We start from the raw sequence: 26,256 nt of genomic DNA on the forward strand, positions 1-26,256 counted from the left end.
TATGCGACAGGCTCAACCGGACTCGCGATAACAGTCAGAGGCAGCTCCCGACGGATCATGATTATGCGGTTTCGACCCGCGAATATCAGACTGATCAATCGTCGCTCAAAACTGCTCCGACTGCTGCTCGCTCTGTCTTCGGGAAAGGACCAAAGCACCGACAACGACAAGAACAACCCCACAGTTGTGCGGAGTTGACACGGTCACTCCATATCAGACTGGACTTTCAGCGACAAACTGGTTGGCGGCTTCAAGAAGAGGGAAGGGTCGGCCAGATTCGTCAGTGTGCCATTCTGTGACGACGCACCCCAATACACAGCTAGGTTCCGCTGAGGCTTATCGTCGATAATCTGCGGGTCTCGCCACGTAGACTGGTGGAATGGCTAAAGCTCCAGCAGCAACCACGTCGCCCAAAGTTAGCAAGCTCGCGCAAAGGCCTTGAAATCCCCGAGCATGCTTACCACAGAAGAGACGCGAGAGCTCGGAGCGTCGGTTGTGGCTCACTTGTCTCCGCCGAAAGACACCCCTCCTCTAGCTGCCAAGAAGGCGCCTGCGAAGAAGTCTGCTGCGAAACGCTCTTAACCAACAACCCGCTCGAAAAGAGGATCCATGGCAACGAAGAAAGCTCCAGCAAAGACAGTTGCTCCGGTCGCAAAAAAGGTAACCGCAGTTTCAGCAAAGAAGACATCCGCCGCAAAGAAGATGACAAAAGCTGAATGGGTCCGGTTCGCTGCGGAGAAGCTCGAACTTACAACCAAACAATCAGCTGCCTTTACAGAGCTGCTGGCCACAACCGCGATTCAGGAAGCGAAGAAGAACGGCGAGTTCACTATCCCTGGTCTCGGCAAGCTGGTAAAGGCGCAGCGAGCCGCGCGTATCGGCCGCAATCCCCAGACCGGGGAATCGATCAAGATCAAGGCAAAGACGTTCGTCAAGTTCCGTATCGCAAAAGCGGCGAAGGACGCGATCGCTCCAACGAAGTAAATCACCCGCTGTATGAAACATCATGGTCCCTCGGAGGCTTCCGGGGGATCTTTCCTTTGAACCCAACCCGAGAGCCCACCCCACGATCAGGAGATTCTATGTCCGAGACACTCAGGAAAAAGACAGCACCAAGGAAAACCGCAGCCAAGAAAAAGACGGCGCCGGCAGAGCCATCCAACGTTCCTCCAACGCACCAAGACGTCGAACTGCTTGCATATCGACTGTGGGCCGACAGGGGCCATCATCACGGCGACGATGCCCGGGACTGGTTACGTGCAGAGGAGCAGTTGAAGACGCAGCAGTAGGCGATGACAGTTCAAGGTGACCTGCCTTTGATCAAGTCCGAGATTCAATCAGATTTGCCCAGAAACTGCACCTCGAGAATGCAGCGTTCGATCGCCTGAGCGTGAGCCTCTAGCATCGCGATGGAGGTTGCATGACGGCTGAGGCCGGAGCGTTCCAAGCGACGCGCCTCAGCCTTGAAACCGTCACTATCGGCGGTCCATTTGGAGTCAGTGTGTGGAGGTCTGCTTGCTTGGGCATGATCAAAGAGAGCAACTGTACAGAATTATCAGACGTTGTAACTGATTCATAGTATGAGCTTTGACGACCAGTGATTCTCTTGGAATGTTATCGGACATAGTATTTACAGGGACCACAATCCCTCCTTAGCTTCACCAATCGTCGTGATGATCATCTTGTGTGGCACTGGAATCGCTGGGGCGTACGTAAGCCCAGTGATCGAGGCCGTCTCCGCGATGGAACGATTAGGATCAGTCATGAATGCTGCAATCAGATACTCCCTCGTTTCAGCCCGTCGCTGAGCAGCGCCTAGCAGTCGAGCTCTTTCTTGCTGGCGGGAATCTTCGGATCGACGCCTATGCGGGAGCGGGCAAAACAACTACGTTGAAGATGCTGGCTGGCAGCAAGCCCTCTTCGGCTCTCTACTTAGCCTTCAATCGCTCGATTGCCTCCGAAGCCCGAGGGCGCTTCCCGGCGCATGTGAAATGTGCGACGACGCACTCGATCGCGTTCCGGGCAGTTCGAAGGAGCTTAGGCTATCCAGAGTGGAAGCTCACGGAAAGCCTGACACCAAACCTGATCCTCCAGGCATTTCGTCTGCCCGGAGAGATCACCTTCCATTCAGGAGTCGTGCTTGAGCAGAAGTCTTACGCTGCCGTCCTCCGCGACGGGTTGAAGCTGTTCCTCCAGAGTCGCGATGCGGCTCCCTCGACGTTGCATGTCCCCCGTTATGGGTCCTTTGAGCGGCTAGGCTCTGAACAGTTCGAAAGCTTTGCAAAACAGGTCGCCGAGCACCTTGGATATCTTTGGTCGAGCATGCTCGATAGATCAAAGGGTCTGCCGCTCGGGCATGATGGCTATCTGAAACTCTGGGCGCTGTCGAATCCTCGCGCACAGGCTGACTACATCATGGTCGATGAGGCCCAGGACCTCAACCCGGTTCTATTAGAAGTGCTAAATCGATCAGAGTGCCAGATTGTCTACGTGGGCGACGCGAACCAGCAGATCTATGAATGGCGCGGGGCTGTGAACGCAATGGACCAGGTTCAAACACGCCATCGCTGCTTACTATCACAGTCCTTTCGTTTTGGTCCTGAGATCGCTGCTGCGGCGACTATCGTACTTCGCACGCTGGGTTCGCGAGAGCCGCTTCGTGGCTCTACATCTGTTCCCTCTCACATTGGTCGCGTGAAGCCAGACGCCATACTTGCTCGCAGCAATGCAGCAGTGATGTCGAATGTCCTTAGGTGCCTTGCTCGCAACTTGCGATGTGCCGTGGTTGGCGGAACAAAGGACTTGGAGCGTGTCCTTACAGATGTGCAGCGAGTGAAGCAAAATCAACCTGGGCAATCCCCGGAACTAGTCGGGTTCCAAGGATGGAAGGACGTGATGAGCTTCAGCAACCGGCCCGAAGGTGAGGGTTTGCGACCGCTGGTCAATCTCGTTCAGGAACACGACGAGACTCGTATTCTAGGAGCGCTCTCTAAATGTGAGTCCACTGAGTCGACAGCCCAGGTCATCTGTTCGACTGCTCATCGATCCAAAGGAAGAGAGTGGGATTACGTGTATCTCGACCCTGATTTTGAAGCCGGCTTTCTGAGGGCGAAACGCCTCGGGTCGGCGGAGGTTGCCAAGGCCACCGCATCAGAAGCGAGACTGCTGTATGTCGCCATGACCCGAGCAAAACTCGGGGTACAACTGCCACGGGAGGTGGCAAAGCGTTTCGGTATCCGCAACACCACCACCGAGACACTCGGGCGACCCCTTCACCCTTAGAGCGCTGAGCAAGGTCGCGCAAATGATCGATAACTCAAGGAGTTTCCGTTTCAGTTGCTCTAAAGTTGAGAGCTGCGCAAGTGGTCTTCGGTCTGGGCCAATCGCTCGATTGTGTCTAACTTCTCCTGAGCGAGACCGTGCAACTCATCTAGACTAAGTCGACGCTCGTGCATAGGGTGGCAAAGACTCGATCTAAAACAGAGTAGCGGAAGTCGAAGGTACGGTCGATCCGTTCTCGCTGCTCGGTAAGCCACGTTTCCATCCCCCATAAATCCGATGCCTCCTTGATTTGCTCGGCCCGTTGCTTGACCTCCTGGGTGACGGCTGCCAATTCCCTGTCCAAAGCCAGGTTGAAAGCTCTGCGGGCGACCAGCTTTTCCTTCGCCGACCACTTCCAACCGATCGTTCCGCTGTTCCCATGACACTCGCCGTGATCATGCTTCTCTCCCCCTGGACCGCATTTTAGCTCTCAATTCCCTGCTGAAGAATGACATAGTGCGGTGGTAAGTTGCCGAGAGCCGTTCTTGCAACAAGCGATCATTGTCGTCCTAAACGAGTTCCAACTGTGTTACGAAGCTTGTGCGAGACCTTACCGTTCCAATCCCGAGAAGTCTGCGCTCCTAACAACAACGTCGGCGATGGGTCACTCCGGCAAGCCGGCTTCCCAAATGTATGGTCCGCCGCCCGACTGCAAGGGAAAAGTGATTCGATGAAGAAAGTCTGCGTCAATGTATCCGGCCTTAGGATGGAGATTTACTCTCCTGGCCATGATGAGATACGCCGCGTGCCTGTCCTTCAAAACGCCACGACCGTGTGAGGACGTTGCTCTCGACAGCGGCTGTTGCCGTACACTGGACGCGAATAATCTGCCTCGCCAACTAGTGATCTGGAGCTGATATGAGCCGAATACGACTTCTTGTTGGAACCCGCAAAGGCGCCTTTGTTCTCACGTCGGACGGGATAAGGAAGGACTGGTCGGTGTCCGGTCCGCACTTCGCAGGGTGGGAGATCTATCATCTCAAGGGATCGCCAGTTGCTCCCGATCGTCTCTACGCCTCCCAGACCTCGGGCTGGTTCGGCCAGGTAGTCCAACGATCGGATGATGGCGGAGTCACCTGGAATGCCGTCGGAAACAAGTTCGTTTACGACGGCGATGCCGGAACGCATCAGTGGTATGACGGCACACCGCATCCGTGGGAATTCAAACGGGTTTGGCATTTGGAACCCTCTCTAACCTGCCCAGACACTGTGTTCGCCGGAGCGGAGGATGCGGCGTTATTTCGCTCGATTGACGGAGGCGACTCTTGGCAGGAGCTCGCCGGGCTGCGAAAGCACGGCACCGGGCCAGCATGGCAGCCGGGCGCAGGGGGAATGTGCCTTCACACAATATTGCTGGACCGTGCCAATCCCCAACGGATCTTCATCGCGATTTCGGCTGCGGGAGCGTTTCGTACGGATGACGGTGGCCTGTCTTGGAAGCCCATCAATCGCGGGCTTCATTCTCAGTACATCCCCGATCCCAATGCCGAAGTCGGACACTGCGTGCATCACATCGCCATGCATCCCGCACGTCCAGACACCCTCTTTATGCAGAAACACTGGGATGTCATGCGGTCCGATGATGCCGGGGAGTCCTGGAAGGAGATCAGCGGCAATCTTCCGACCGACTTCGGCTTTGTAATTGATGTCCACGCACATGAGCCCGACACGCTCTATGTCGTACCCATCAAGAGCGATTCGGAACATTTTCCGATTGATGGCCAGCTCCGGGTCTATCGAAGCCGTTCTGGCGGCCATGAATGGGAACCTTTGACGCGGGGCCTCCCGCAGACCAACTGTTATGTGAATGTACTTCGAGATGCGATGGCAATAGATTCGCTCGACTCGTGTGGCGTGTACTTCGGTACAACAGGTGGCCAAGTTTATGCATCGCCCGATGCAGGCGAGACGTGGCAGGCAATCGTTCACAATCTTCCATCGGTGCTTTCGGTCGAGGTCCAGACGCTCTCATGACGGCAACAGTGCGGGTCGAGCTTCCAGCCCACCTTTGCAGGTTAGCCAGTACCTCCCGCGAAGTGCATGTCTTACTAGATGGGACTGTAACTCAGCGGGCAGTTCTTGATGCGCTTGAACTAGCCTACCCGATGCTTGAGGGAACGATTCGTGATCACACCAGTAAGCTTCGTCGACCGTTCCTTCGCTTCTTCGCGTGTGAAAAAGATGTTTCCCATCTGTCGCCCGATGAGCCATTACCAGTAAAGGTGAGCGAGGGAAAGGAACCGTTTCTGATCATCGGAGCGATCGCCGGTGGTTGAGCGTGATCAAATAGATAGAGAGCGCAGGGCGGCTCTTCCAACTATCCGTGTCTAACAAAGATGCTTCTGACCTTCGCCAAATCGTCAGATGGTCGATGTCTAACTCTCCGCTGGAAGCTCCACCCCGTAAGCGAAACGCAGGAGTTCGCGGGCTTCTACATCGCCCTTGAGTTTTACCAGTCCAGGAAATTGATTTCTTGGAAAGTAGGCTGGAATTCCTTACCGCCCGGTATGAAGAAGCTGCTGCCGGCATCGTTAGATCCGCCACCAACCGCTTCAGCCTCATGTTCTCTTCCTGCAACTGAGCCATATGGCATACTTGGTCGACTTCCAACCCGCGTACTTTGCCTTCCAACGGTAAATGGCTCGCTCGCCGACCCCTCCTTACGGATCACCTCGGCCAGGAACACCCACTTCAGCTTGCTTCAAATTTCCAACCATCTGCTCCCCAGAAAAACGCTTCTTCATCCCAAAGCGTCCATCCTTTCAGTTCAGGTCAGGTTTGGTCGAAGCGAACATTTCAATTGGTGCAAAATACCGAGGCCGATCAATGGCGCGGGTGAGGCCGCCCGGGGCTGAGTACTTCTCCAGGAAGCCGCGATCCCTCGCCGAGCACTCCATGCTAAGCGCGGGGAGCGTCGCCGAGGCAGCAGTAGTGGGAGTTGTGTCAGCCGAATCGTCCCACGAGAAGAGTCATATCATCGTGCTGGGCTGCACCCGCAGTGAAGGTGTCCGTTGCGCCGAGAATAGAACTAACGAGTTGGTGCGCGGTTGTAGTGAAATCCCTATCGCTGATTATCCTTTGCACACAAGCTAGCATGCGTTCTTCGCCCCATTCCTCTTCATCCCTTGTCATCGCCTCAGAAATGCCGTCTGTAAAAGCCAGGAATATGTCGCCAGATTGTAAGTTCAAGGACGATTGCGCGTATGTGGCATCGTGCATAAGTCCGATGACGGTTCCTGTAGGTTCGAGCCGAATGACCTCGCTGCTCCCATTCATAGCGCGAAGAATACAAGGCGAGTTATGCCCCGCGTTGACATATGTCAGGGTGCGGATGGACGGATCGTACTGGGCGTAGAAGAAGGTAGCATAGCGATTTGAACTTGAGGACTCAAAGACCATACGATTCACGTGGCCTACGAGGCGAGCAAGATCGTGATGGTAGGCATTGGGCTCAAGGGAGGCGGCGCTGCGGAGGCTAGCGCGAAGAGATGCCATCAGCAGTGCGGCGGGTATGCCCTTGCCAGAGATGTCTCCGATAGCGATTCCGAGAGAGGACTGGCCATGACTCGACATGGGAAGCTCAAAGAAATCGTAATAATCGCCTCCTACTGCCTGAGCCGGGCGGCAGAAGCCGGCGAGGTCTACGCCCGGCAGGCTAGGGTGCCCCTGGGGGAAAAGACGCTCCTGGACCTCGCGGGCGATTTCAAGATCGTTCGCAGCTCGCTCGCGCTGGGCGACCTCTGTGGTAAGACTCTCAAGGAGTTCGGCGTTCTCGAGCGCAAGTCCGGTCTGCGAAGCGACGCTCCGAAGCAATTGTTGGTCTGAGCGAGAGTATGGTTCTTGGGATTGCTTCGGACCCAAGGCCATAATGCCGATCAGGCGGTTGCGTCCAGGAAGTGGAACTAGAAGCTCGGTCGAAAGCTCCGTAAGAACTGCGCGCTCAGCATCTGTAGCGTCGACGAACCAGGAAGAGGGGTCGTCCCGATACACGAAGGCCGGCAGTCCAGTGCCGGTGAGTGTCGTTATGGATCGGGAGTCGGCAGAGAGGGCAAGATCCTTCGAAATTCCAGCGTTGGCCGCTCGATAACCTGCCATCTCGAGGCGGAAGGTGTCTCCGACTTGAAGGAAAAACGCAATGCTTTGGACGTGAAGCGTGACTCTAATACGTTGGCTGATGGTCTCCAGCAGCGGCCGCGTCTCGATGAAGTTGCGAGCCTCCCCCGATAGGTCGGAGAGTACCTGCTCGGCGGAATATGCATCGCGGAAAAAGCGACGGTCGATGGCAGCTTGGAGGCGCTTGACCGCCAACATGTTGAAAGCGACGAAAAAACCAGCGAGAGCGAAGATCCGAATCGCGTCGACGGGCCGGCGATGGCTTGGAGTCGAGACAAATGCGCTGATGAAATATAACATCACAACGAGAAGAATAAGAGTAAGGATGCGGAGGGTGCCACGTGCGAAAAGGTATTTGGTGCCTTGCCGAATGAGGAGGCGAACGTCCATCGCGCGCTGCACCACCACCACGTAGGCGAGAGAAAGCGGAAAGAGAAGAAGGATCAGGAAAGCAGGGATCGTGATCCACTGAGAGACATCCTGGCCAATGTCAAGGCCACGGATCAGGGAGACGACAAGCAGGATGAAGAAGGGCGTGAGGCCTGTTAAAGCGCCGACATAGAGAACGCGCAAACGGCGCCGGGCGTCCGGACCACTGATAGCTAGGTTGGAAAATAAGTTAGGAAAGAAATAGCTGATAGCAAGTGCCCTCACGACAGTCTCGAACGAGCTGATCCACGCGAGCCATGGGAACAGGAAGGAATAGGCGTTGAAATCGTAGGTGTGCCCAAAGTCATAGAGAAGATCAATCGGGAGGAGCAGGAGATTGGGAATAATAAGAAGCCACTTGATCCACGGAAAGCGGGTATCGAGACGGGAGCGTTCTGGGAAGTAGATCCCTAAGAGCATCAGGCAAACCGGCATAGCGGTAAGAGCTATTGTCGACCAGATAAGCGCGACGAGGGTCATCCTCCCGTAGAGCTGGTCGCTCGGTATAAAGAACGAATCAAAACTGGAAAGTATTCCCAGGATGAGCCATGCGTGCGCGTTGCGAGGCTGCATGAAGACCACATAGAGACCTGTCAATAGGCAGAAACATGGAAGGAACAGAAACGTAATTTGCAGTATCTTCGCCCACAGTGGAGGCTTCAAGATACGCTCGGGAGCAAGTATGATTGCAACTGTCGACGGTAGGGTTTGCAGGTTCGTGGAGTGGAGCAGGGACAATACCATCACTTGGCCAGCTCGGCTGTTACGAAGTTCTCTCAACAGACCTGCTGTACCTGTAAAAGGCCGCCGATTGATGGAAAGAACGACGTCGCCGACATGGAGCCCAGCCTGCGCAGCTTCTGGTTGCACGAGCGTAATGGCAGGAATCGCATCGCCCGCCCGCAGGCCAGCTTCATTGGCTTGTGGCCCCGAGAGGTAGATAGCGTGACCAGAAACTCCGACGTAGAATGGCGGACGGGCGCGTGACTGACCTTGGTTGAGGTTCTCAAAGCTGTTCCCTGCACCAAGATAAAAATGTGTGAGCGCAAAGAGCGCTGTAAGGGCAAGAAGAGCCTGTTGGAGGCCTGCACGCTTGGTCAACATAAGTGGCTGAATAGTAGCACTCGGCCTCTGCTTCGTATTGAGACTCTTCCCATTGAGCCTTAAAGAGCGCTGTTTGCATCGATAGTGTTGGTTACAGCTCGCCATTGCACCGCTTCGATCATGCCGCGGCCTCGAAGATCGTACTTCGTTAGGGACCGGGCTCTGATTATCCTGAGAGCCACGGCATCCTTGAGGTTCAACAGAAGACTTGCCCATCCTAATGGAGCGGTGGGAAACGCCTCTGCATCTTCTTGTCATTGAGAGTGCAGGAAATGCATGAGTGTTTTCCCCTGATAGCAAAGGGTCCTGATTCAACGTCCCTGTCAATCCACGCTTCACCGCCCCTCGCTCGACCCCATACGCCCCGGTCCAGATCCCGGGCATTCTCCGCAATAAGGTTGCTCGACTCGTTTTAAAGACCGTATTTTGACTGGTGTGGCGTATCGAGTACTGATGCGGCATATAAGAAGGAGCGGTCGTTGATCCTATCGGAGATCTCGGAAGTTCTAAACCCATAGTGTAAGGACTCTCTAATGCCGCGAAGCACTGATATGTTTGTGGAAGGCCTGTGAAGATTTCCCGAATTCGGGCTTCCATATCGGATGGAGAGTGCATGGTTGATAGCGCTTCAAGTGTTTCCGAAGGAGTTTCTAAATTGCGTTTTGGTCTCTTCTCCTTCGACCCCACAACTGGAATTCTGCAGCGAGCCGGAGTAGAAGTGCCTCTGCAACGTCAGCCGGCACGAGTGCTTGCCGCTCTCCTTGAGAAGGCGGGCGAAGTTGTTTCTCGTCAAGAGCTATCCTCGGCAATTTGGGAGGAGGGCACCCATGTTGATTTCGAGCGTGGCCTAAACTTTTGCATCTCACAACTGCGAAGCGCCTTGCAGGATGATGCCGCTCAACCCCTGTACATTAGGACTATACCCAAGCAGGGGTACCAGTTTATAGCGCCATTTACTAGAACCGCAATAATACCCGAGCCCGAAAATAAATTCCCGCAATCGGCGTCGCCGCTGGAACGCCCTGTGCGTTCCAGCACCCTCCCTGTTGCGGCTGCATTGTTCCTTCTTGTGAGCATGGCGGGTTTAGGGCTGCTGCGACACCTTCGAAGGACACGGGCGGTTCTTCATTCGCCGATCGTCGCCATTTTGCGTTTCGACAACGAAACCGGAGATCCGAGCCTGGATCGATTCAGCGACACGCTCACGGATGACGTCATAACGCGGTTGGCGGCGAGTGGGGCTGAGAAGTACAAGATTATTGGGAACAGCGAAGTTCTGCGCGTGCCCAGAGAACAGCGCAACCTTACAGATATTGCCACCGCACTTCACGCAAACTATGTCATTCTCGGTCAGGTTCAAACAGTCGGGTCCGGCACCCGCGTTCTCGCACATCTCATCCGTATGCCAGATCAGACCCACGTCTGGGTGGTGAGACGTGAGAGCGCTCGTAGCGACGTACGTGACGCAGAATCCGCCGCTGCCGCCGCCATCGCAGAGGAATTTTCGCTAAGAATCGTCCCGACCCAGCCTTCGGGCTCCTAACAAGAGTGGCTAAGTCACTCTCTCTGTTTCACATATCATCTCACCTTCTTCTAATATCGGTCCGCGCTCATATAGGTTGCGAACATCCGTGACATCGGCTGTCATAACGAAATTAGGAGATCCAGATGGTTTACCCCCTTACAAGACGACAGGTTGTGACGCTCGCGTCACTCAGTATTGGTCTTGCGCCCCTAAAGGCGTTAGCGATGCACCTTGGGCTCATCGGTGCTGGGAGCAACATACAAAAGCACATTTCCGTCACCGACCACTTCCCGACTCAATCGCCAGAGCTCGCAAGGGAGATGGTAACGGTATCGCACTTCAGTCTACAGCGAGTCCAAGAACTGGTCGGAGCCCAGCCATCCTTGGCGAGAGCCGCCTGGGATTGGGGCTTTGGCGACTGGGAGGACGCTTTAGGGGCTGCCTCCCACACCGGGAACAGGGCCATCGCTGAGTACCTCATCGCCAACGGCGCTCGACCGACGTTGTTCTCGGCAGCGATGCTCGGGGAATTGGAAGTAGTGAGGGCACACATCGCAGCCTATCCCGAAGCGGTTAACATCCCGGGACCGCACAGCATAACCCTGCTCGCCCACGCAAAATCGGGAGGCCCGCAGGCTAAGGCAGTCTTGGAGTTTCTATCTTCACTGGGAACGGCGAAGATAGACGCGCTAGTCCCGATTTCTCCGGAAGAGATCGCTAGCATCATCGGTTCCTACCCAATTGGTGTGGGCGCTAGCGAGTTTGTCGACGTAAGCCTCGAAGACAATCGCTTCCTCAACACAAAGGAGTTAACCTGGACGCGTCGGGGCACGACAGGCCGGCCCCTTTACCACCTTGGCGACAAGGTATTCTATCCAGCCGGAGCGCATGCCGTTCGCGTCCGCTTCCGATCAGAGAAGGACCGCGTCGAGATGACTGTTGAGGATTCTGAGGTGCTATTTATCGCGCTCAGGAGCTAGGCTGGAAAGAATGCTCCACTGACTTGGAAGTCTCACAACGAATTATTCGCAACCGGCTCGGCTGCAGAATTCCAACGAAAGGGGCCTACGTCACTCAGAATCTTTCTGGGACCGCCAGTGTCGCTATCGGAGTATAGGATCGGACCGGCGTATTGGTAGGGCGGTAAGCGACGATCCGCCGCGGATGCAACCAGGACTTTGGCTGGAGCTTGATATTCAAAGCATTCGCGGCTTGCAACAGCCCGACTCCAACCAGGTAGCGAAGTTTCCGGAGCGCGGCAAACCGCTCTTTAGGAGGCATTCTTTGTACAGCTCGAACGCAGCTTGGCACTCGCCGTTATATGAAACGTGGGCATTGAAACGCATATGCACTCATGTCCTGTAATGATGGAGATTTGGGGTATACCCATAAGTCGGGGGGTGCCGTTGTTGGCTGACGAGAAATGCGTTTTAGAGAATCGACCCGCCAACTTGCGGGTCAACCTCAAGGTGACACTGCGGAAAGCCGAGCACGTCGCATAACGATATGTGCTCGAGCGCTTTAAACCGTCTCACCACTCTACTGTGCTGGGGTTAGTGTGGCGACGAAACAGTTTATGTCGCTCAGCTCGATAGTTTATTCAAGCCCCAGCAGCAGGACGGCCCCAACCGCTTCAGTCAACACACCGAAGCAATGAATCACTCCGGAGACAGGTTCAGAACGTCCTTTATGTTGTAGTAGGGATCACTACACCAAACGTCAACGATCGTACGCTAGCGATCTCTAAGCAGTGCGGGCGTATTGATAAGGATAATCGGCAAAGCATTGGCTCTCCACAGGGTCTCGCAACCCCTTAACTCCCAGGTTCCGGCTTCCGACCGGATCGAAACCCTCGCGAAGCGAAACACACTCCTTCAGCAACTTGAGTGCCTCCCCCGAGTCTCCAAGTTGCTGATTCAAAGCTGAAAGAAGATAGAGGGCGACACCGCGATCCGGCAGGTGCGATATTTGTTGTTTGATGCTTGCGATTTGTTCCTCGAACAAGCTGTTTCTCGTCAGGCTGGCTTGGGACGAATCGAACTCTGCGATCGGCCGAGACCCAGGAAAGGTAAACACGCAAACGAGGCCAGCGATGCCAAGATCAAATTGCACAATTCATTGCGAAACTTCATCACATAAACCTCATGGTGCCGAAGAGAAGACTCACCAGTCTTGCGATTTCTGACCGCGGGTGGGTGGAGGGGCGTGAATCCTGATCCGCATTGCAGCACAGCCTGTTAACGGTCAGCCGCATCACTGATCCTAACGCAGACGTTGTCCAGTCCCCAACTCTCGTCGTCGGTGCCCTTCCCCTCGAATAAATCGCTTGAAAACGCGAGCCGGACAGACTCAGACGAGTGCGCGAAGCTAAACGCAAAACGATAAACGCTGTCTTTGAAAAAATCACTGTAACCTAATGTGCCTATCGAAAGCGCTCCAGCTTGCGGTGCGCTGACGGGAGTTGGGTAATTTTGCGTGCTCCCGTCGGTAATTATCTTGGGGTTGTTGGAGAAGGTCGTATTGATCAGGAACGGCCCCGAATCGACACTGAGTCCGAACCGGTCCGGCCCGTATTGCGTGCTATCGCCGTCCCATGATTTCAGGACATATAGATCGAATTGGATAGTCATGATCTTGTGCCGAGGAAGATGATCCAACGAAAGTTTGATGATCTCGGACACTTTCATCACCGGCTTGGATCCCTGCGGGAGCACGTAGGGGCCTCCAAACTCACCGAGAAATGTTTGCGACCGATTTGGCGAGCGCACGTTGGTGACTCTCTGGGGACCTGAACCCGAAATCCCTGCGCCGACGTAGGAATACCCTGGCGACGACCATTCCGGAAAGTTAGAACCTGGCGTCGTGTTGAAGTCATTGAAATAGACAACTCGCTCGACTGGACGGGAGCTATTTTGATAACACCTCCGTATCAAGCTTTTTGACTGACCTACCTGTGTCGTGGCGTGCTGTCCGCAATTGGCTCCGGATGTGAGCGATAAGGCGGCGAAGGCAACAAACAACGATTTCATAATGAGAGTTCGCCTTTTCTTAGTACAGCGTACTGGGAAGCAACCAACAGCGAGGCACAAATGTTGACGGACTTCCGGCGTCGCATTTGTCTTCTGCTGTCAACCGACGGCAACAAGCCGCCATCCTTCACGGCAGTTGAGCGGAACATTGCTTTTGGACAGAGTGGTTTCTGACGCAATTCAGTGACGAACGGACTTGGCAAAGCCACAGGGAGTAGGCATCCTTACCTGCTCATCGCAGTCTTAGCGTTTTGATCGATCCAGTCAAGCCTTCGATGTGAATGCCGTGGACTACCTGACGAAGCCTTTAGACGGAGAGCGCGTCGGTACGGCGTAGAGCGCGTCCACGAGAAGATTGCCTCTAAGGCGCACTACTGCCCCAGGAACAACTGGCGTCGGTGCTCAAGGGGATTCGTAATTCTTCGGGAGAATCGAAGCCGTATTCAGCTCGCTTTCTGGTGAAGGATGGCGAAAGAGAGATCCTCCTGCCAGCGGATAAGATTAGCTGGATTGAAGCAGCTCGTACTACTGCTGCCTTGATTCAAGTGGACGCAGGTATATGCTGCGGGAGACGATTACAGATTTCAGTGACAAGCTAGACCCGCGTGAGTTCGTCCGCATACATCGGTCGTCTATCGTCAACCTTGGTCATATCCGGGAGATTTACCGCCGGAGGTGTGGCTTCAAAACGATGCGAACGGTTGCCCCGCTAATCCCTGGTTTCTCATCCTCTTACTGGGGTGGACTCCACATGTTGATCGGCATGTCATACGGATGGGGGCGGCCTTTCCCGGTCTCTACAAATTCCTTGAGGCTTAACAGAAAAATTGCCCATCCCATTGAACAGTGAGGAAACGCTTTTGCATCTTCTTGCCATAGAGAGTGCTGGAAATGGAGGAGAGTTTTGCCCTGATCGCAAAAGATCCTGAATTCAACATTAGTGTCAATCCAGTCCTCCGCACCTCCGTCAATCACATGCCATTGCACAAGCTCACCGGGCTTGAGCGTGGTTACCTCCATCACCGCTGCGCGAAAGCCGCTAAACCAGAACTCCAGTTTCTCGCCGATAGCGGACTCTCCGCGAACATCGGTGGTCCACCAATGCGCAAGCTTGTTCACGTCGGTCACAGCTTCGTACAGTTCACAGGAAGAAGCGTTGATGAGAATCTCATGCCAGATTTCGCGTTTTGCCATTGTGAATCACTCCCATTACTCCTGAAGGTTAGGCTCTGACGAGCATTGTTGTAGTTGCTGAGTCGAGCAATCGATAAGAGCATCACAGCCCCACCCCGCGCACTGGAGTGTTAGTGGGACGTTGAAATCGCCATTTCACAGCAGGATGGTCGGAGTTCTTAAAGGTTTTGCTCAAGGTAGGTTTGCAGCAGGCTCTGGATGAGTGGCCAGCCGCTGTTGCGGAGCCGTAAACTTTCGCTCGTTAGACCTGAGTGTGTCACCCTAACCGTCGTGGCGGTGTCACCCTCATGAAGCTCCCAGCACACGAGTGTTTCCGGAGCATTTTCACCATCGCGCATCCACGTGAAGGCCAATAAGTGCGGCGGTTCGATCTTCCGATACTCACCATGGACAATGCTTGAGGTTGTCCCGGGTCCGCAGCCGCCCTCTACGCGCATCATCCATTTGCCACCGGGCCGCAAGTCCACCTCTACATCTGTAGTCTTGAATCGCTCCTTGACTACCCACCATTTTAAGAGTTCGGAGGGATTCGTCAGAGCATCAAAAATTCGCCCCGGCGAAGCCTTGATCTGAACCTCCTGAACAATAGCATCGCCGATCACGTTTATCGAATTCATTGCTTCTCCTCCATATGTCTCTTGAGAGCTTGTAAAGAATCGCTCCAGAACGTCTCATAGTCCTGAACCCATTCATCCACGACGCGCAACGGTTCCGCGTCTAAACTGCACAGGTTCGCGGTGCCGCGTTTGCGAGTCGAGACTAGGCCTGCCGAATGCAGTAAACGCAGGTGCTTTGAGATTGCAGGACGGCTCATCCGAAAATTCTCCGCGATTTGGCCCACCGTTTGTTGGCCGTTACGAAGAATGCTCAGTATTTCCCTGCGAGTCGGATCCGATATTGCCCTAAAAACAGCGTCACGTTGCTTGTATCGTTTGGGAACCATTTGGTTACGCTTAATGTAACCAAATGGTTTCCATATGTCAACAGGACTAGCGCAGCTACCTAGAACCGTCATCGCCGATTTGCGCGAGGACAGCATCATAACCGACCTCCAAGCTCCCGCCTATTCCTCACCTGAGCAGCGGACTACGCCTGGCAAGCTGCAGGACGCCTCCACGAAGGCTCTATGGGGCTCCTGCAAGCCTTCGCAGCTTCAATCAAGTGGTCAAAATCCCAAACATACGGTTTTTGATATGCGGTGTTGTAACCCTATCTAGAACGACACCGGGTTATACAGGTATCCGGTTATCCGTGCGATTCAGCGGATGATGAGCATGAACTTCGCGAGTGCGTTCAACGGTCGTCGCTATGTTGTGAAAAAGTGCTGCCAGTCGCACTGGATGCCGCACGGGCTAGAGCAACCAATGTCAGGTGAAGCCGCTGCAAGCCCAATTCGGCGGCTGCGGATATATTGAAGGCATTGTGACGCTTTCCCTATTCCTTGTCGGTTCTCGACTGGCTAAGATAACTTCCGCCCCACTCTGCAAGGTGATCCAGCAGTGCGCAGACGGAATCTCTTACTCTGTCCTTCAAACCGTATTCGATATGAAGCACAATTTCACTCAAGTCCTCGCGGAGGATGATCCCGTCAACCTCCAGTTTCCTAGAGCGTGTTTCATAAATAGGTCCGGCCTCAAGCTGGAGACTTTCGGGAGAGGAGGGTTGGTTGATTCTCTTCTTGCATGAGCAAGAAGCGATTTGAGTTGCTAACCGATGCCCAGTGGAGTTGATCGCTCCGCTGCTGCCTCAGCCGAAGACCCGCAAGGACAAGCGTGGTCGTCCCTGGGCTTCTAACCGGGCATGTTTGGAGGGCATCCTGTGGGCGCTGCAGACCGGTGCTGCCTGGAGGTTTTTGCCCGACAAATACCCTTCGCCCGCAACTTGCTGGCGACGTCTGAAGCGTTGGGAAGAGCAAGGCGTGTGGCTCGATGCATGGCGGGCGCTGCTGGGTACGTTGGACGGTGAAGGCCTGTTGAAATGGGAGGAGACGTTCCTGGACGGTAGCTTCGCTCCGGCCAAAAAAGGGGCTCCGCAGTCGGCAGAACCAAGCGTGGCAAGGGCACAAAGTGGATGGTACTGGTCGACGGTGGCGGTCTTCCGCTGGGAGTTTGGCTTGAAAGTGCCTCTCCAGGAGAAGTTACGCTTGCGGAAGCCACGCTCGCCGAAGTCAAAGTCCCTCGTCCAAAAGGTAGGCCGCGACAGAAGCCCAAGCGCGTGATCGCCGACCGCGCCTACGACTCCGATCCGCTGCGAGAACGACTGAAGAAGCGGGGCATCGACCTCATCGTCCCGTACCGGGAGAACAACAAGAAGAGAAAGCACCAAGACGGCAGGAAACTCCGGCGCTACAAACGACGCTGGATCATCGAACGAACTAACGCCTGGCTCGGGCAGTTCCGCAGGCTGCTTGTTCGCCACGAGTCCTCCTCTCCACCTACAGAGCCTTCTTCTATCTCGCTTGCCTCTGGATCACACTCAGACGGTGTTTATGAAACGCGCTCTAAGATTTTGAGTGAGCATCTTCTTTGAGGCCCCGGAATAAGTCGTGCGAGCTGGCCGAACCGGACGGGTCCGGGGCGCATAGCACAGAGGATTTGCACTCTCCACTTGCTTTGGAACAGCACATCGATCGAAAGGCTTGCGCGCCGGTTGTATCCCGAGTCGAGGTTCTGCGCACCAATCCTTTGATTGGGATCTCTCTGCATCCTGTTTGGCTTCCGAGCCGCTTTGTCCTTCACATCATCCATGCTTTTCAATGTCCGGCTGCTTGATTTGGCAACGTTGCTTTTGCTGATAGGAAACCGCCCGCGCGGAAACTCCTCGCTTCAATTGGGCTCGTGGTTGTGACTTCAAACGTGTCTCGCACGAGCCCCTGATTGTGTGTCGATCTCATTCTCTGCCCCAATTTCCGGCCCCTGTCGGTGGATCTTTGTGCCACACGCCCGCTTCAGATTCCTCCCATGTCACGTCGAAATGTTAACGATCTTTGATCTGGAAGAGGACGCGGTAAGTGGAAACAGGGTCACCTCCGTCGCTTGCTTGGGTCGAAACAATTGGTTGCCTTGCCATCCGTCAGTTTTGTATACCATTGCGGCGGGGTCCCTTAGATCGATCAAAATGAAGCTGCTCCGGTCGCGGTCGTACCCCACGAGATAGCTCCCGTGAAACCACTCCTGCGATTCCTGCAGTCCCGTCCAGTATCGTGAAGTCAAATGGGCACTTCGGCTGCGGTCTTGACTTCCAATCCTAAGATTGGCAACTGAATCTCCCGATCCGCAAGCCCATGTGCCGTCGAAGGAGAACCCGACCGGCGGCGGGAGTCTCCGATCGGCCGGAATGATAAGTTGGCAAAACGCGGATGGCACTGCACCGAGCGCCGTTATCGTGAGAAGTAATGACTTCGCGAACCGATTCAGTTTGGGCATTCTATAATTCCCTCATGTTTTGCTGTGATTGTTCGGGCACTGCAGGTGTCCAGCGACAATTGGCGAGAAACATCAACAATCTCTGCACTCCCTATGGCAATCGTCAGAGGAATGCCTTTTCGGCGATTGCACTACTCAGTAAAGTTCCACTGGGCATACGGACAGCGGGCGCAATTTGGCAGCCAAAGCCTTAATTGAGCATACGCTCATTAACTCTCAATCGGCTTAGTTTGTCAATGCATCGCTGATCGACCTATGGCGTCCAGTGTCGAAGGAGGGGGTGGCAATTTGCTGTCCAAGGCGAACCTTGGACAAGCGGCGAGCTTCTCCTGCGCAAACGGCGTTTTCCCGCGTCAAGGAGATCCATCTCAGCCGATTTGCAAAATGGTAGCGACAGATTGCTTGCAGAAACTAACGTCGCTGCCAACCGCGCGTCTCCCGGTAAATCGCTCTTCGAATGCTCTTCCCAACGGAACATAGAGCATCATCGCTGCTGCGCTATCTGGATTGATTGACGCAGAGAGTCTGTGTTGCTTGATTTCCTTGCTGATAAACGCCGCAATCGTTCCTCGTGAGGTCTTCGGCCCACGATCTAAAGCAGAAAAGGCTTCTTGTTGCGCTAGAAGGACTTGCGGGTCAGAAATTACGCCGGCCAAAACGGGCAGCGCAGCGCGGTAAAACTGCAGTCCTTCGAGCATCAGCGCTACAAGCCTCTCATAAGGATCATGTCCATTCCCCTCTTGACCGTCCAAGAGAGACAGAGATTTTGAGAAACCACCCACTACCTTGCGGATGACGGCGACGAGCAACTGGGTCCGGTCTGTGAAGTGAACATAGAGGCTTCCCTCGGAACACGGCACTGCCTTGACGATCGCACGGGTCGTAGCCCCTGCAACGCCCTTCGCGTGGATCACCGACAAAGCGGCGTCAACGATCATTTCCTTTGTAATCGATTGAGGTCTCAATTCGTGTCCTTGCGAGCGGACTCGCACTATTGGAGCATTTTCTACACTGACAACTATACCGCTCCACGTTGAGGGGCAAACACTCGGTCCCTACTGGCATCTTGACAAGCCAACTGCTCTGCGGCATTATTGAGCGAATGCTCATTTACGGTGCAACTAGTCCAATCCCGCCGCACCCCTTCCTCTCCTGCGCTGCCGCAGTGGTGTACGGTTTGCTTGCTGGGTCCTTCGTATTTGGGACCTTAGGGTTGCGGCCCGCTGTGGGTAAACTCCCATTGGATTTGCAGCTGAGATTACGCCCTCTCCTTATCCATCGTATTAGTAAGGCGATGCCTCTGCTGATGATCCTCTCCATAGTATTGTCCGGGCTCACGCTATTTTACGGCGGTCCGGCCAACCGCATTTGCGACTGGGCCGCATCCCTTCTTTCCTTATCTGTGTTCATAATGACTCTGGCTGTACATCGACCGATCAATCTTCAAATATTGGCGTGGTCCGACAATCCGCCAGTGGATGCCGCAAAAATCATTGATCGGTGGAATCGTGCCGATACGATTCGATGCATATTGGCTGTAGCAGGCTACGTGTTCTTTCAATGGGGGAACACACGATGAACAACGTCCTCGTCTTTGGTGCGGGCGGAAAGCTGGGAAGAGCAATCGTGGCGGCCCTGTTGCGAGAAGGCTTTTCGGTTACGGCGTCTGTCCGCAATCTGTCTTCATACCGGGCACCCGTCGGCGTTAAGGTCGCGGTAGGCGATGCGATGAACACTGGCGCAGTGGCAGCGGCGCTTGAGGGCCAAGATGCGGTAGTGAACGCGATCGGTGCCGGAACGCTCCGGAGGAACTCGATCGAATCCGAGACGACTAGTGTAATTTTACGCACGATTCAGAAGACCTCCATTCGCCGCTATATCGGAATGTCAGCGGGGATGGTGGACACGCGCGTTTTGCCACTGGGGGTCATACCTGCAACGATCTTCCGCATTCTTCTTGCCACGCTTTTCCGAAACATTCGCAAGGAACACAGGGCAGTAGAGAAGCTCGTCACCGGTACAGAGCTGGACTGGACGATCGTTCGACCTTCTCGTCTTACCAATTCCCAGACATTCGTGGATTACCGTCTTTCCACCGAGGGCATCATCCCCGGAACGATGTCCGTGCCTTGCGCGACGGTGGCGCATTTCATCACCTCGGAGTTGCGAAAGAACGAGTACGTCCGTAAAGCCGTCTTCATTGGCTAACCAACTCAACGCAGGCAGGATACCGATGAGACTCTCCACAGTTCCAGAAAATCCCGCCGAGTGGGTCGCTCTAATGTTTGGGCAGGTGCCTACGCCGCTGTGCGATGTGATTATTGGGCCGATGCTGGCCAAAGCGGTTATCGCCGCTTCGTCGCTCGGCATTTTCGATGCCCTAGAACAAGGGCCGCTCGCGGCAGGGGGAGTCGCCTCCCGCTGTGAGACCGATCCCGACGCAACGGAGCGGCTCCTGCGAGCTTTGAGCGCGAGTAAGTACTTGCACGAAAGCTACGCTCCTTCTCCACGACCGTCACTCTACCGATTAACCCGGGCATCTCGACGGTGGCTGCTGGCAGGGGCCGATAAGTCGTTGCACTACGCGATGTTGCACCGTGAGCTTGACATGCGATTCATGGAGTTTGGGCAGTATGTCCGCACTGGGCGGGGCCAAGACTTCCACAGCGAGATGCAGCCGGAAGACTGGTATGTATACCATCAGGGGCAAGCTGACCAGGCACGACTGATTGCGGGTGAGTTAGTTAGTAACCTCCGCCTTCCGTCTGGAGCGACCGAAATGTTGGACATTGGGGGCGGCCACGGCCTGTATTCCCTGGCGTTATGTACCCACTATCCCCACCTTCATGCGCGGGTACTCGACCTTGCGATACCGCTAAGCGGTAGCTTGGAGCGCACTAAGGTCCCGGCATGGAATCAAGTGACCTTTGTAGTGGCTGACGCCCGCTCGATTGTGCTGGCTCCAAGCTCGGCTGACGTGGTTCTGATTGCCAACCTCATGCACCATTTCGATGAAAAGACGAACCGCTGCCTGGTTCAGCGAGTAGCGGGCGCACTGAAGCCCGGCGGAATTCTAGTTGCAATGGATCTGGTTCGTCGTCCTTCCAGTGCATCGGGAGGCCAAATTACCACTCTGATGGATCTGTATTTCGGCGCGGTTAGTGGAGCGCAACTTTGGGAGCTAAGCGACATTCGAGCCTGGCAAGAAGAGGCAGGTCTTTGTCCGGAACGCCCCGTGTCGTTTCGTCTTCTGCCTGACTGCAAAATACAGATCGCGCGGAAGCCAGCTCCAACCGGGAAATGAAGGGAATTTATAGTGCCGATCAACAGAGTTGAAACGATTGCCCTCATCGTCGGCATCCGCCTGTCGTTCGGAATGGTACTTGGGATTTTCATTTGGCCATGCGCTCACTGCCAGTCGCTGTCGATAACGATCCCGATCGGGACACCTCTACCCATCAAGGCCGTGTCCCCTTCCGCGATGAGAATCGGCGAGCAGGTGCGAGCCGAGCTTATGTACCCTGTATATGTGAACGACGAACTGGTACTACCAGAAAACACACCGCTCAACGGAACCATTACCGCTCTAGATGCAGACCGCAGCCGACGCATTCATGCTCGATTACGCGGCGACTCTACCCCGTTTCACACGCCTGTGGTTCGGTTTGACCAACTTGTTGCAGTTGACGGGTCAATCATTGCCGTCACGACCTACGCCGCGACCAACGGGGCCAAGATTTACCGGGTCGTTCCTACTCCACCGCGCACCGGAAGTTTCCTGTCTCGACAATTGTCGGACCCTAAGCAGGTATCCAAGAGTTTTATTGCAACATTTACAGAGCCCGACAAGGAGGACCGCTTCAAGCAGTTCATATACAGTCAGATCCCATGGCATCCTGAACGCATCGAGCGCGAGACGGCCTGGACCGTCGAGACGAGCGCTCCCCTCATTATTCCAACTCAACCTCAGACGCAATCCTCCGATGAGGCTGGAATCGTCACAGGTCGTCCACCCATACCAACAGAAATAACTGCTGGAAAGCACGAGCCAACGTGGCTTATACGTGCCTACCTCAGCGACGACATTTCATCGTTGACCTCGAAAAGTGGTCAAGCGATAAGCGCAAGGGTGGCAGAGCCGATTCTTGATTCTGAAGGTAGCGTGGTTGTTCCTCAAGGCTCAGTCATTTTGGGCGCGGTCACACAAGCAAAGCCGGCGCGCTCCTGGGGCCGGGCCGGAGTTCTTCGATTTAGATTTCATCAACTCGAAATTCACGGCCAAACGCCATTGAACGTCGATGCAGTCGTGAACGGAATTGATTCTTCCCAAAGCTCGGCAATGATCATGAATTCGGAAGGCGAAGTAAAGCCAAAGCCCCAGAACAAGGTGGTGATACCAATCATTTTGGCTGCTCTTGCCTCTCGGCCATTTGACGGCGATGGAGGCGCGCTTGTTAAGAACGGTGCAGCTTCCGGCGGGCTTGGGCTTATCGGATTCATTGTCGGCACCGCAGCCGGTCAAAGAAATATCGCCGCCGGGATCGGCTACTATTCGGCAGCAGTATCGATCTATGAACGCATCATCCGGCGCGGCAAAGAGGTCACGTTCCCTCACAATACTCGATTAGAATTTCAGACGACCGTCAGGCTTTCAAGCCCCATGATCCATGATCGACTTCCCTGACATCGGATCCCGTGGTCGCGGGACGCCAATGTGCAGGCGAGGCCGCGTCGATTAGAGCATTTCGATAACCATTGATCGAGACCGAGGCCTGGTAAGTGCCCTCACAGTAGCAATTTCTAGTTTCACGAAAGTGCGTACCGAAAGGAACCCTGATGAGATTCGCGGCTGTGATGGTTCTCTGCCTCTCTTGCATAATGCTGCAAGCGCAAACACTGCCTCAAGTTCACGGCACTGCCGTGAGCGGCCACGCACACGTTCTGCCGGACGAGCTGAAAGGAAAGGTAGCAGTGCTAATCGTCGGCTTCACTCGTGGTTCTTCAGAACCGGCCGGGGCATGGGCAAATCGATTCAAAACAGACTTCAGCCATAACGGAGAACTAGTTGTGCTGCGGCTACCCTTCTTGGAGGACGTCCCAAAACTATTCCGCGGGCTCGCCAAATCGGGCGTCGAGAAATCCGCGGGACAGGATCGAGACGAGGTTATTCCCATCTTCGAGTCTGAGGCCATCTTCAAGCAACTGGTCCATTATTCGACGCCAGATGACGCCTACATCTTGATTCTCGATCGTGCGGGAGGGATACAGGGCCTGTTCAGTGGAGATATGGCCACTCGGTATGCGGGTGCGAAAGAACAGATCGGTCGTCTTCTGCTTAAACCGTCGGTTGCTCCAACGCCATGAAGCAACGTCCATCTCCGATCCACTACACGTTTCCGATTTTATTAATGACGCCGGACGCATCGGCTAGGGTGGTCACGCTAGAATCGCTAGAGCTTTGGAGTCATCCCAGTCATGAAGAACGAAACGTAATAGATAAGCGTCCGCACCCTCCGGCACAGCCTTAAAGAAGTCACCATTGATGACCTCGATCCGGGCATCTATGGCCGGTATAGATACAACATGGGCCTGGTCGAAGAGAATCCCTGTCGATGACGGCGAAGCCTCGAGGATCGAGACTAGTTGAGTGCCAATGCCGCCACCGATATCAGCGATCACTGCAAACCTGCTCCAATCGTAGGCTACCGTAACTGCCGACGTCATCGCTTGCGTTGCGGCACGCATTGCATCATTGAAATACATATTCGATTCCGGCTTGCGCCGAAAAAGTTCCCAAATATCGAATCCATAGACTTCTTGTAGAGAGGCCTCTGCGGTTCTTACCGAGTAGTCCAGATAATTCCATGCCTCACATGGCCCGTGCCCCATTGACAGGGCATGCATGATCCACGGCCGCTGTGAACGCTTTACATCCTGCCGAAGGTATTCGCTTATCTCTGTATTCACAAACACGCGCGGCGAGACCTGGAGGAAAATCCCGATACTTTCCAGGGCGCGCAGCAGCCGAAACAGAGCGGAAGCGTTGGTTTTGGTTCTATTCGCCAATTCGGTCACATCCAGCGGACCTTCCGCGAGGTGATCGGCGACGCCTAGCTCCGTAGCCAGTGCAAGGGTTCTTGCCTGCCAGAAACGGAGCTCTAAGGACATAATTTGTGATTGAGGAGAAGATGTTAAGTTCTGCACAAATGCTCCTATATGACGTAGTTTCAATAAGATTTGAAGAACGCGATAGATCGTTTGCTCGCGTTCAAGGCGGCTGACTGGAAATAACGTCTTCTTGGTGGATAGCACCGGGCCGACCGCCCTAGTCTCGGCGAGGATAGAGGAGAAATTATCCTGAAACCTCTCTATGCCCTCAGTGGATACTCTACCCTCTCTGGCCTGAGAACCTTTGTTCGACAAGGAGATCTAGCGCGTAGAGGTCCGTATAGCTCATGCCCCTGCCGCGGGTAGTTTCATAGTCGTACTGGCGATAGTCGAGTTCACCGGTTTCGGTGTTTTTGTTGAATGTGCCAGAAGAAAAGAGCGGCTTTATCTTCGATTGAAGATGTCTCCGATGTCCGCTAACGGCATCGTTCTGTTGATCCATAATCTGTTTTTTGAAGGCCTTCGCATTGCTGGCAAGTGCCGGTACTGGCTTTTGTTCACCTCTAAGGTGAGCTTCCTTGCGGCGGGCATCATACCCCTCATTCCTCGCATTCCAATGCTGCTCGGCCAGTTCCCCCAGCCGGGTTCTCATGGCGTCATCGATATTGGTTCTGCCAACTCCATGATTTACCGGATTACCTTTTTTATCTCTCCCAATGGCCGTCGCGATGCGGCCGCGGACACCGGGGGAGTACTCAATCTCGTGCCTTTGATAGGAGATGCCGTTCTTCGCAAACTCGAGCATTCGCGCACCTGTTATTGAACCCTGCACCTCCATGTAAAGAACGTCTTCGCCCAACAGCGAGATCGCCTCCAGACCGCCACTCCGCGTGCCGAGATGCACCACGCTCCTGCCATCGCTGAGTTCCTTCCAAACAAGAAGCTGATAGAAGCGAAGCATGGCGTCGTGGCTCGATCCATTTTCAGCCCTGAGGTCTTCCCAGATATTTCTGAACTCAGCCTGCTTCCAGAACTCCCCCATCGCGCATATCTTTAGAGGCATCGGCTGTCTGATACTTGGCGTGCTGAAGTCTTTTGCGATCTGTTGCAGCTTCGAGAAGCCACCAAGAACTCGGTCATCGCCAACAAGAAGAATAGAGCGCTGGTGCTCCCTCCCAAATAGCTGGACAAGCTGACGCAATTGCTCATAGCCCGAGTCAAGTTCCGGATGTGCCCCTGACCCCTTTCCGCTTTGACGGCTCCAAAGGACGAGCACCTCTCGCGCTCCCCCAACAAGTGAAGAGACATAACCGCGGAGCTTCTCGCGCTGCTTCCCTCGCGCATCGTCGAGCTTCCACGCGCGGTACAGCTTTTGACTTGCGATGGCGACGCTTTCGTAGTTCGTGTTGCTTGTTCTGCTCCGAGCATCCTGGGCCTCAAATTCCGTATAGCGAGAGGCCATGTACGCTGTGACGCTGTCGACACCTTCGATTCCTGAAAACTCTTGACGAAGTTGCGAGACAAAGTCCGTCGAGTCCTTTGTGCCGCCCATCCCTTTGAACGCGGTATAGACTGCCTTCGTCTTGAGCCCACTTTTTGTGGCCCGCAGGACGACCCTGCGATTATCCCAGAGCCCCACGGCTTGATAGATCTGGCTGGTTGTGCGATAGAGACTGCTTCTTTCCTGGGTGCCCTCCTCATACACATAGACGACCGTCACGGTTGGATCCAGCAATAACGCCGCAGTCAGCGTAAAGGTATCGCCTGTCATGTAGTCCATCTGCAGAAATGTTTTGGCCATAGTGAATCTTCCCCAAGGGCTTTAAATCGGCCGCCTGGATCCAGCGCGCCGTGCTGCATGAGCTGTCAATGAGAGAAACCCCGTGCGCGGAAGAATATTCCCGACGGCAATTCAGCCTCTTAAATCAAGCGAGGATGACGAGGAATAAATCCATCCCGGATGGAGTTATTTCCTAGAGAGGTCTCAGTCGCGCGAAGCTGAGGGGAC

The 26,256-nt window shown here is 54.6% G+C and carries 22 protein-coding genes and 3 pseudogenes; 14 read left to right on the plus strand and 11 right to left on the minus strand.

All coding sequences use genetic code 11. The features are described from left to right. Positions 1-609: 609 nt before the first annotated feature. From HDF16_RS24415 to HDF16_RS24425, 3 genes are all read left to right on the plus strand, one after another. Complete coding sequence (locus tag HDF16_RS24415; RefSeq protein WP_184222561.1) at positions 610-984, plus strand: HU family DNA-binding protein; 375 nt, start codon at positions 610-612, stop codon at positions 982-984. Positions 985-1,082: 98 nt separating this feature from the next. Then, a complete protein-coding gene (locus tag HDF16_RS24420; RefSeq protein WP_184222564.1) occupies positions 1,083-1,289 on the plus strand; it encodes a DUF2934 domain-containing protein in 207 nt (68 codons plus the stop codon). A 478-nt stretch (positions 1,290-1,767) separates the two neighbouring features. Beyond that, a complete protein-coding gene (locus tag HDF16_RS24425; RefSeq protein WP_184222566.1) occupies positions 1,768-3,282 on the plus strand; it encodes a UvrD-helicase domain-containing protein in 1,515 nt (504 codons plus the stop codon). Positions 3,283-3,430: 148 nt separating this feature from the next. Here HDF16_RS24425 and HDF16_RS32075 read toward each other — a convergent pair whose 3' ends face one another. Then, positions 3,431-3,685, minus strand: coding sequence for a hypothetical protein (locus HDF16_RS32075; protein ID WP_184222642.1), 255 nt, complete (start codon positions 3,683-3,685; stop codon positions 3,431-3,433). Positions 3,686-4,179: 494 nt separating this feature from the next. Here HDF16_RS32075 and HDF16_RS24435 point away from each other — a divergent pair, with 494 nt between their 5' ends. Continuing rightward, positions 4,180-5,295, plus strand: coding sequence for a WD40/YVTN/BNR-like repeat-containing protein (locus HDF16_RS24435; protein WP_184222568.1), 1,116 nt, complete (start codon positions 4,180-4,182; stop codon positions 5,293-5,295). Between the two features lie 969 nt (positions 5,296-6,264). Here the strand turns inward: HDF16_RS24435 and HDF16_RS31660 are convergent. After that, entirely contained in the window at positions 6,265-9,654 is a 3,390-nt protein-coding gene (locus HDF16_RS31660) for a SpoIIE family protein phosphatase (protein WP_184222570.1), read from the minus strand. On the opposite strand from HDF16_RS31660, the pseudogene HDF16_RS32080 reads away from it, so the two are divergent. The 3 genes and pseudogenes from HDF16_RS32080 to HDF16_RS30325 form a co-directional block, all read left to right on the plus strand. Beyond that, a pseudogene (locus tag HDF16_RS32080) lies at positions 9,581-9,898 on the plus strand (winged helix-turn-helix domain-containing protein); the annotation flags it as partial. The gene HDF16_RS31660 and the pseudogene HDF16_RS32080 sit on opposite strands and share 74 nt — an antisense overlap. A 93-nt stretch (positions 9,899-9,991) precedes the next feature. Next, a complete protein-coding gene (locus HDF16_RS24445) occupies positions 9,992-10,510 on the plus strand; it encodes a hypothetical protein (RefSeq protein ID WP_246409977.1) in 519 nt (172 codons plus the stop codon). Between the two features lie 125 nt (positions 10,511-10,635). Next, positions 10,636-11,472: a hypothetical protein gene (locus HDF16_RS30325; protein WP_221313095.1), complete on the plus strand. Its 837-nt coding sequence runs from the start codon at positions 10,636-10,638 to the stop codon at positions 11,470-11,472. 763 nt (positions 11,473-12,235) lie between these two features. Here the strand turns inward: HDF16_RS30325 and HDF16_RS24455 are convergent. Then, positions 12,236-12,496, minus strand: coding sequence for a hypothetical protein (locus HDF16_RS24455; RefSeq protein ID WP_184222574.1), 261 nt, complete (start codon positions 12,494-12,496; stop codon positions 12,236-12,238). 233 nt (positions 12,497-12,729) lie between these two features. Next, positions 12,730-13,521, minus strand: a complete 792-nt coding sequence (locus HDF16_RS24460; RefSeq protein ID WP_184222576.1) for a hypothetical protein — start codon at positions 13,519-13,521, stop codon at positions 12,730-12,732. Between the two features lie 547 nt (positions 13,522-14,068). Between HDF16_RS24460 and HDF16_RS32085 the strand changes: the two are divergent. After that, a pseudogene (locus tag HDF16_RS32085) lies at positions 14,069-14,371 on the plus strand (LytTR family transcriptional regulator DNA-binding domain-containing protein); the annotation flags it as partial. Here the strand turns inward: HDF16_RS32085 and HDF16_RS24470 are convergent. The 4 genes from HDF16_RS24470 to HDF16_RS32095 form a co-directional block, all read right to left on the minus strand. Continuing rightward, positions 14,254-14,715, minus strand: a complete 462-nt coding sequence (locus tag HDF16_RS24470; protein WP_184222580.1) for an SRPBCC family protein — start codon at positions 14,713-14,715, stop codon at positions 14,254-14,256. The pseudogene HDF16_RS32085 and the gene HDF16_RS24470 overlap by 118 nt on opposite strands. A 158-nt stretch (positions 14,716-14,873) precedes the next feature. Then, positions 14,874-15,332 (minus strand): SRPBCC family protein, encoded by a 459-nt coding sequence (locus tag HDF16_RS24475; protein WP_184222582.1) that lies wholly within the window; start codon positions 15,330-15,332, stop codon positions 14,874-14,876. Then, entirely contained in the window at positions 15,329-15,757 is a 429-nt protein-coding gene (locus HDF16_RS32090) for a metalloregulator ArsR/SmtB family transcription factor (RefSeq protein ID WP_221313097.1), read from the minus strand. Before HDF16_RS32090 ends, HDF16_RS24475 begins: the two co-directional genes overlap by 4 nt. Before the next feature lie 392 nt (positions 15,758-16,149). Beyond that, a complete protein-coding gene (locus HDF16_RS32095; protein WP_184222660.1) occupies positions 16,150-16,413 on the minus strand; it encodes a winged helix-turn-helix transcriptional regulator in 264 nt (87 codons plus the stop codon). Between HDF16_RS32095 and HDF16_RS32100 the strand changes: the two are divergent. Further along, positions 16,398-17,207 (plus strand): annotated as a pseudogene (locus tag HDF16_RS32100) (IS5 family transposase). The gene HDF16_RS32095 and the pseudogene HDF16_RS32100 overlap by 16 nt on opposite strands. A gap of 1,301 nt (positions 17,208-18,508) precedes the next feature. On the opposite strand, the gene HDF16_RS24495 reads toward HDF16_RS32100, so the two are convergent. Continuing rightward, a complete protein-coding gene (locus tag HDF16_RS24495; protein ID WP_221313103.1) occupies positions 18,509-19,105 on the minus strand; it encodes a TetR/AcrR family transcriptional regulator in 597 nt (198 codons plus the stop codon). Positions 19,106-19,242: 137 nt separating this feature from the next. Between HDF16_RS24495 and HDF16_RS32105 the strand changes: the two genes are divergently transcribed. The 5 genes from HDF16_RS32105 (at position 19,243) to HDF16_RS24520 (ending at position 23,504) form a co-directional block, all read left to right on the plus strand. After that, a complete protein-coding gene (locus HDF16_RS32105) occupies positions 19,243-19,719 on the plus strand; it encodes a DUF1772 domain-containing protein (protein WP_221313104.1) in 477 nt (158 codons plus the stop codon). Continuing rightward, positions 19,716-20,348, plus strand: a complete 633-nt coding sequence (locus HDF16_RS24505; protein WP_184222588.1) for an NAD(P)-dependent oxidoreductase — start codon at positions 19,716-19,718, stop codon at positions 20,346-20,348. The genes HDF16_RS32105 and HDF16_RS24505 overlap by 4 nt, the downstream gene beginning before the upstream one ends. 25 nt (positions 20,349-20,373) lie before the next feature. Beyond that, on the plus strand, positions 20,374-21,444 hold the full coding sequence (locus HDF16_RS24510; RefSeq protein WP_184222590.1) for a methyltransferase: 1,071 nt from the start codon (positions 20,374-20,376) through the stop codon (positions 21,442-21,444). A gap of 12 nt (positions 21,445-21,456) precedes the next feature. After that, positions 21,457-22,824: a hypothetical protein gene (locus tag HDF16_RS24515; protein ID WP_184222592.1), complete on the plus strand. Its 1,368-nt coding sequence runs from the start codon at positions 21,457-21,459 to the stop codon at positions 22,822-22,824. A 152-nt stretch (positions 22,825-22,976) separates the two neighbouring features. Then, entirely contained in the window at positions 22,977-23,504 is a 528-nt protein-coding gene (locus HDF16_RS24520; RefSeq protein ID WP_221313106.1) for a hypothetical protein, read from the plus strand. Positions 23,505-23,576: 72 nt separating this feature from the next. Here the strand turns inward: HDF16_RS24520 and HDF16_RS24525 are convergent, their stop codons facing one another. Together HDF16_RS24525 and HDF16_RS24530 are read right to left on the minus strand one after the other, a co-directional pair. Then, positions 23,577-24,452 carry a methyltransferase gene (locus HDF16_RS24525; protein ID WP_184222596.1) on the minus strand — a complete coding sequence of 292 codons (876 nt, stop codon included), beginning with the start codon at positions 24,450-24,452 and terminating at the stop codon, positions 23,577-23,579. Between the two features lie 76 nt (positions 24,453-24,528). Next, positions 24,529-26,049, minus strand: a complete 1,521-nt coding sequence (locus HDF16_RS24530) for a hypothetical protein (RefSeq protein ID WP_184222598.1) — start codon at positions 26,047-26,049, stop codon at positions 24,529-24,531. Positions 26,050-26,256: the final 207 nt, after the last annotated feature.

It is taken from the genome of Granulicella aggregans, from assembly GCF_014203275.1.
Lineage (GTDB): Bacteria > Acidobacteriota > Terriglobia > Terriglobales > Acidobacteriaceae > Edaphobacter.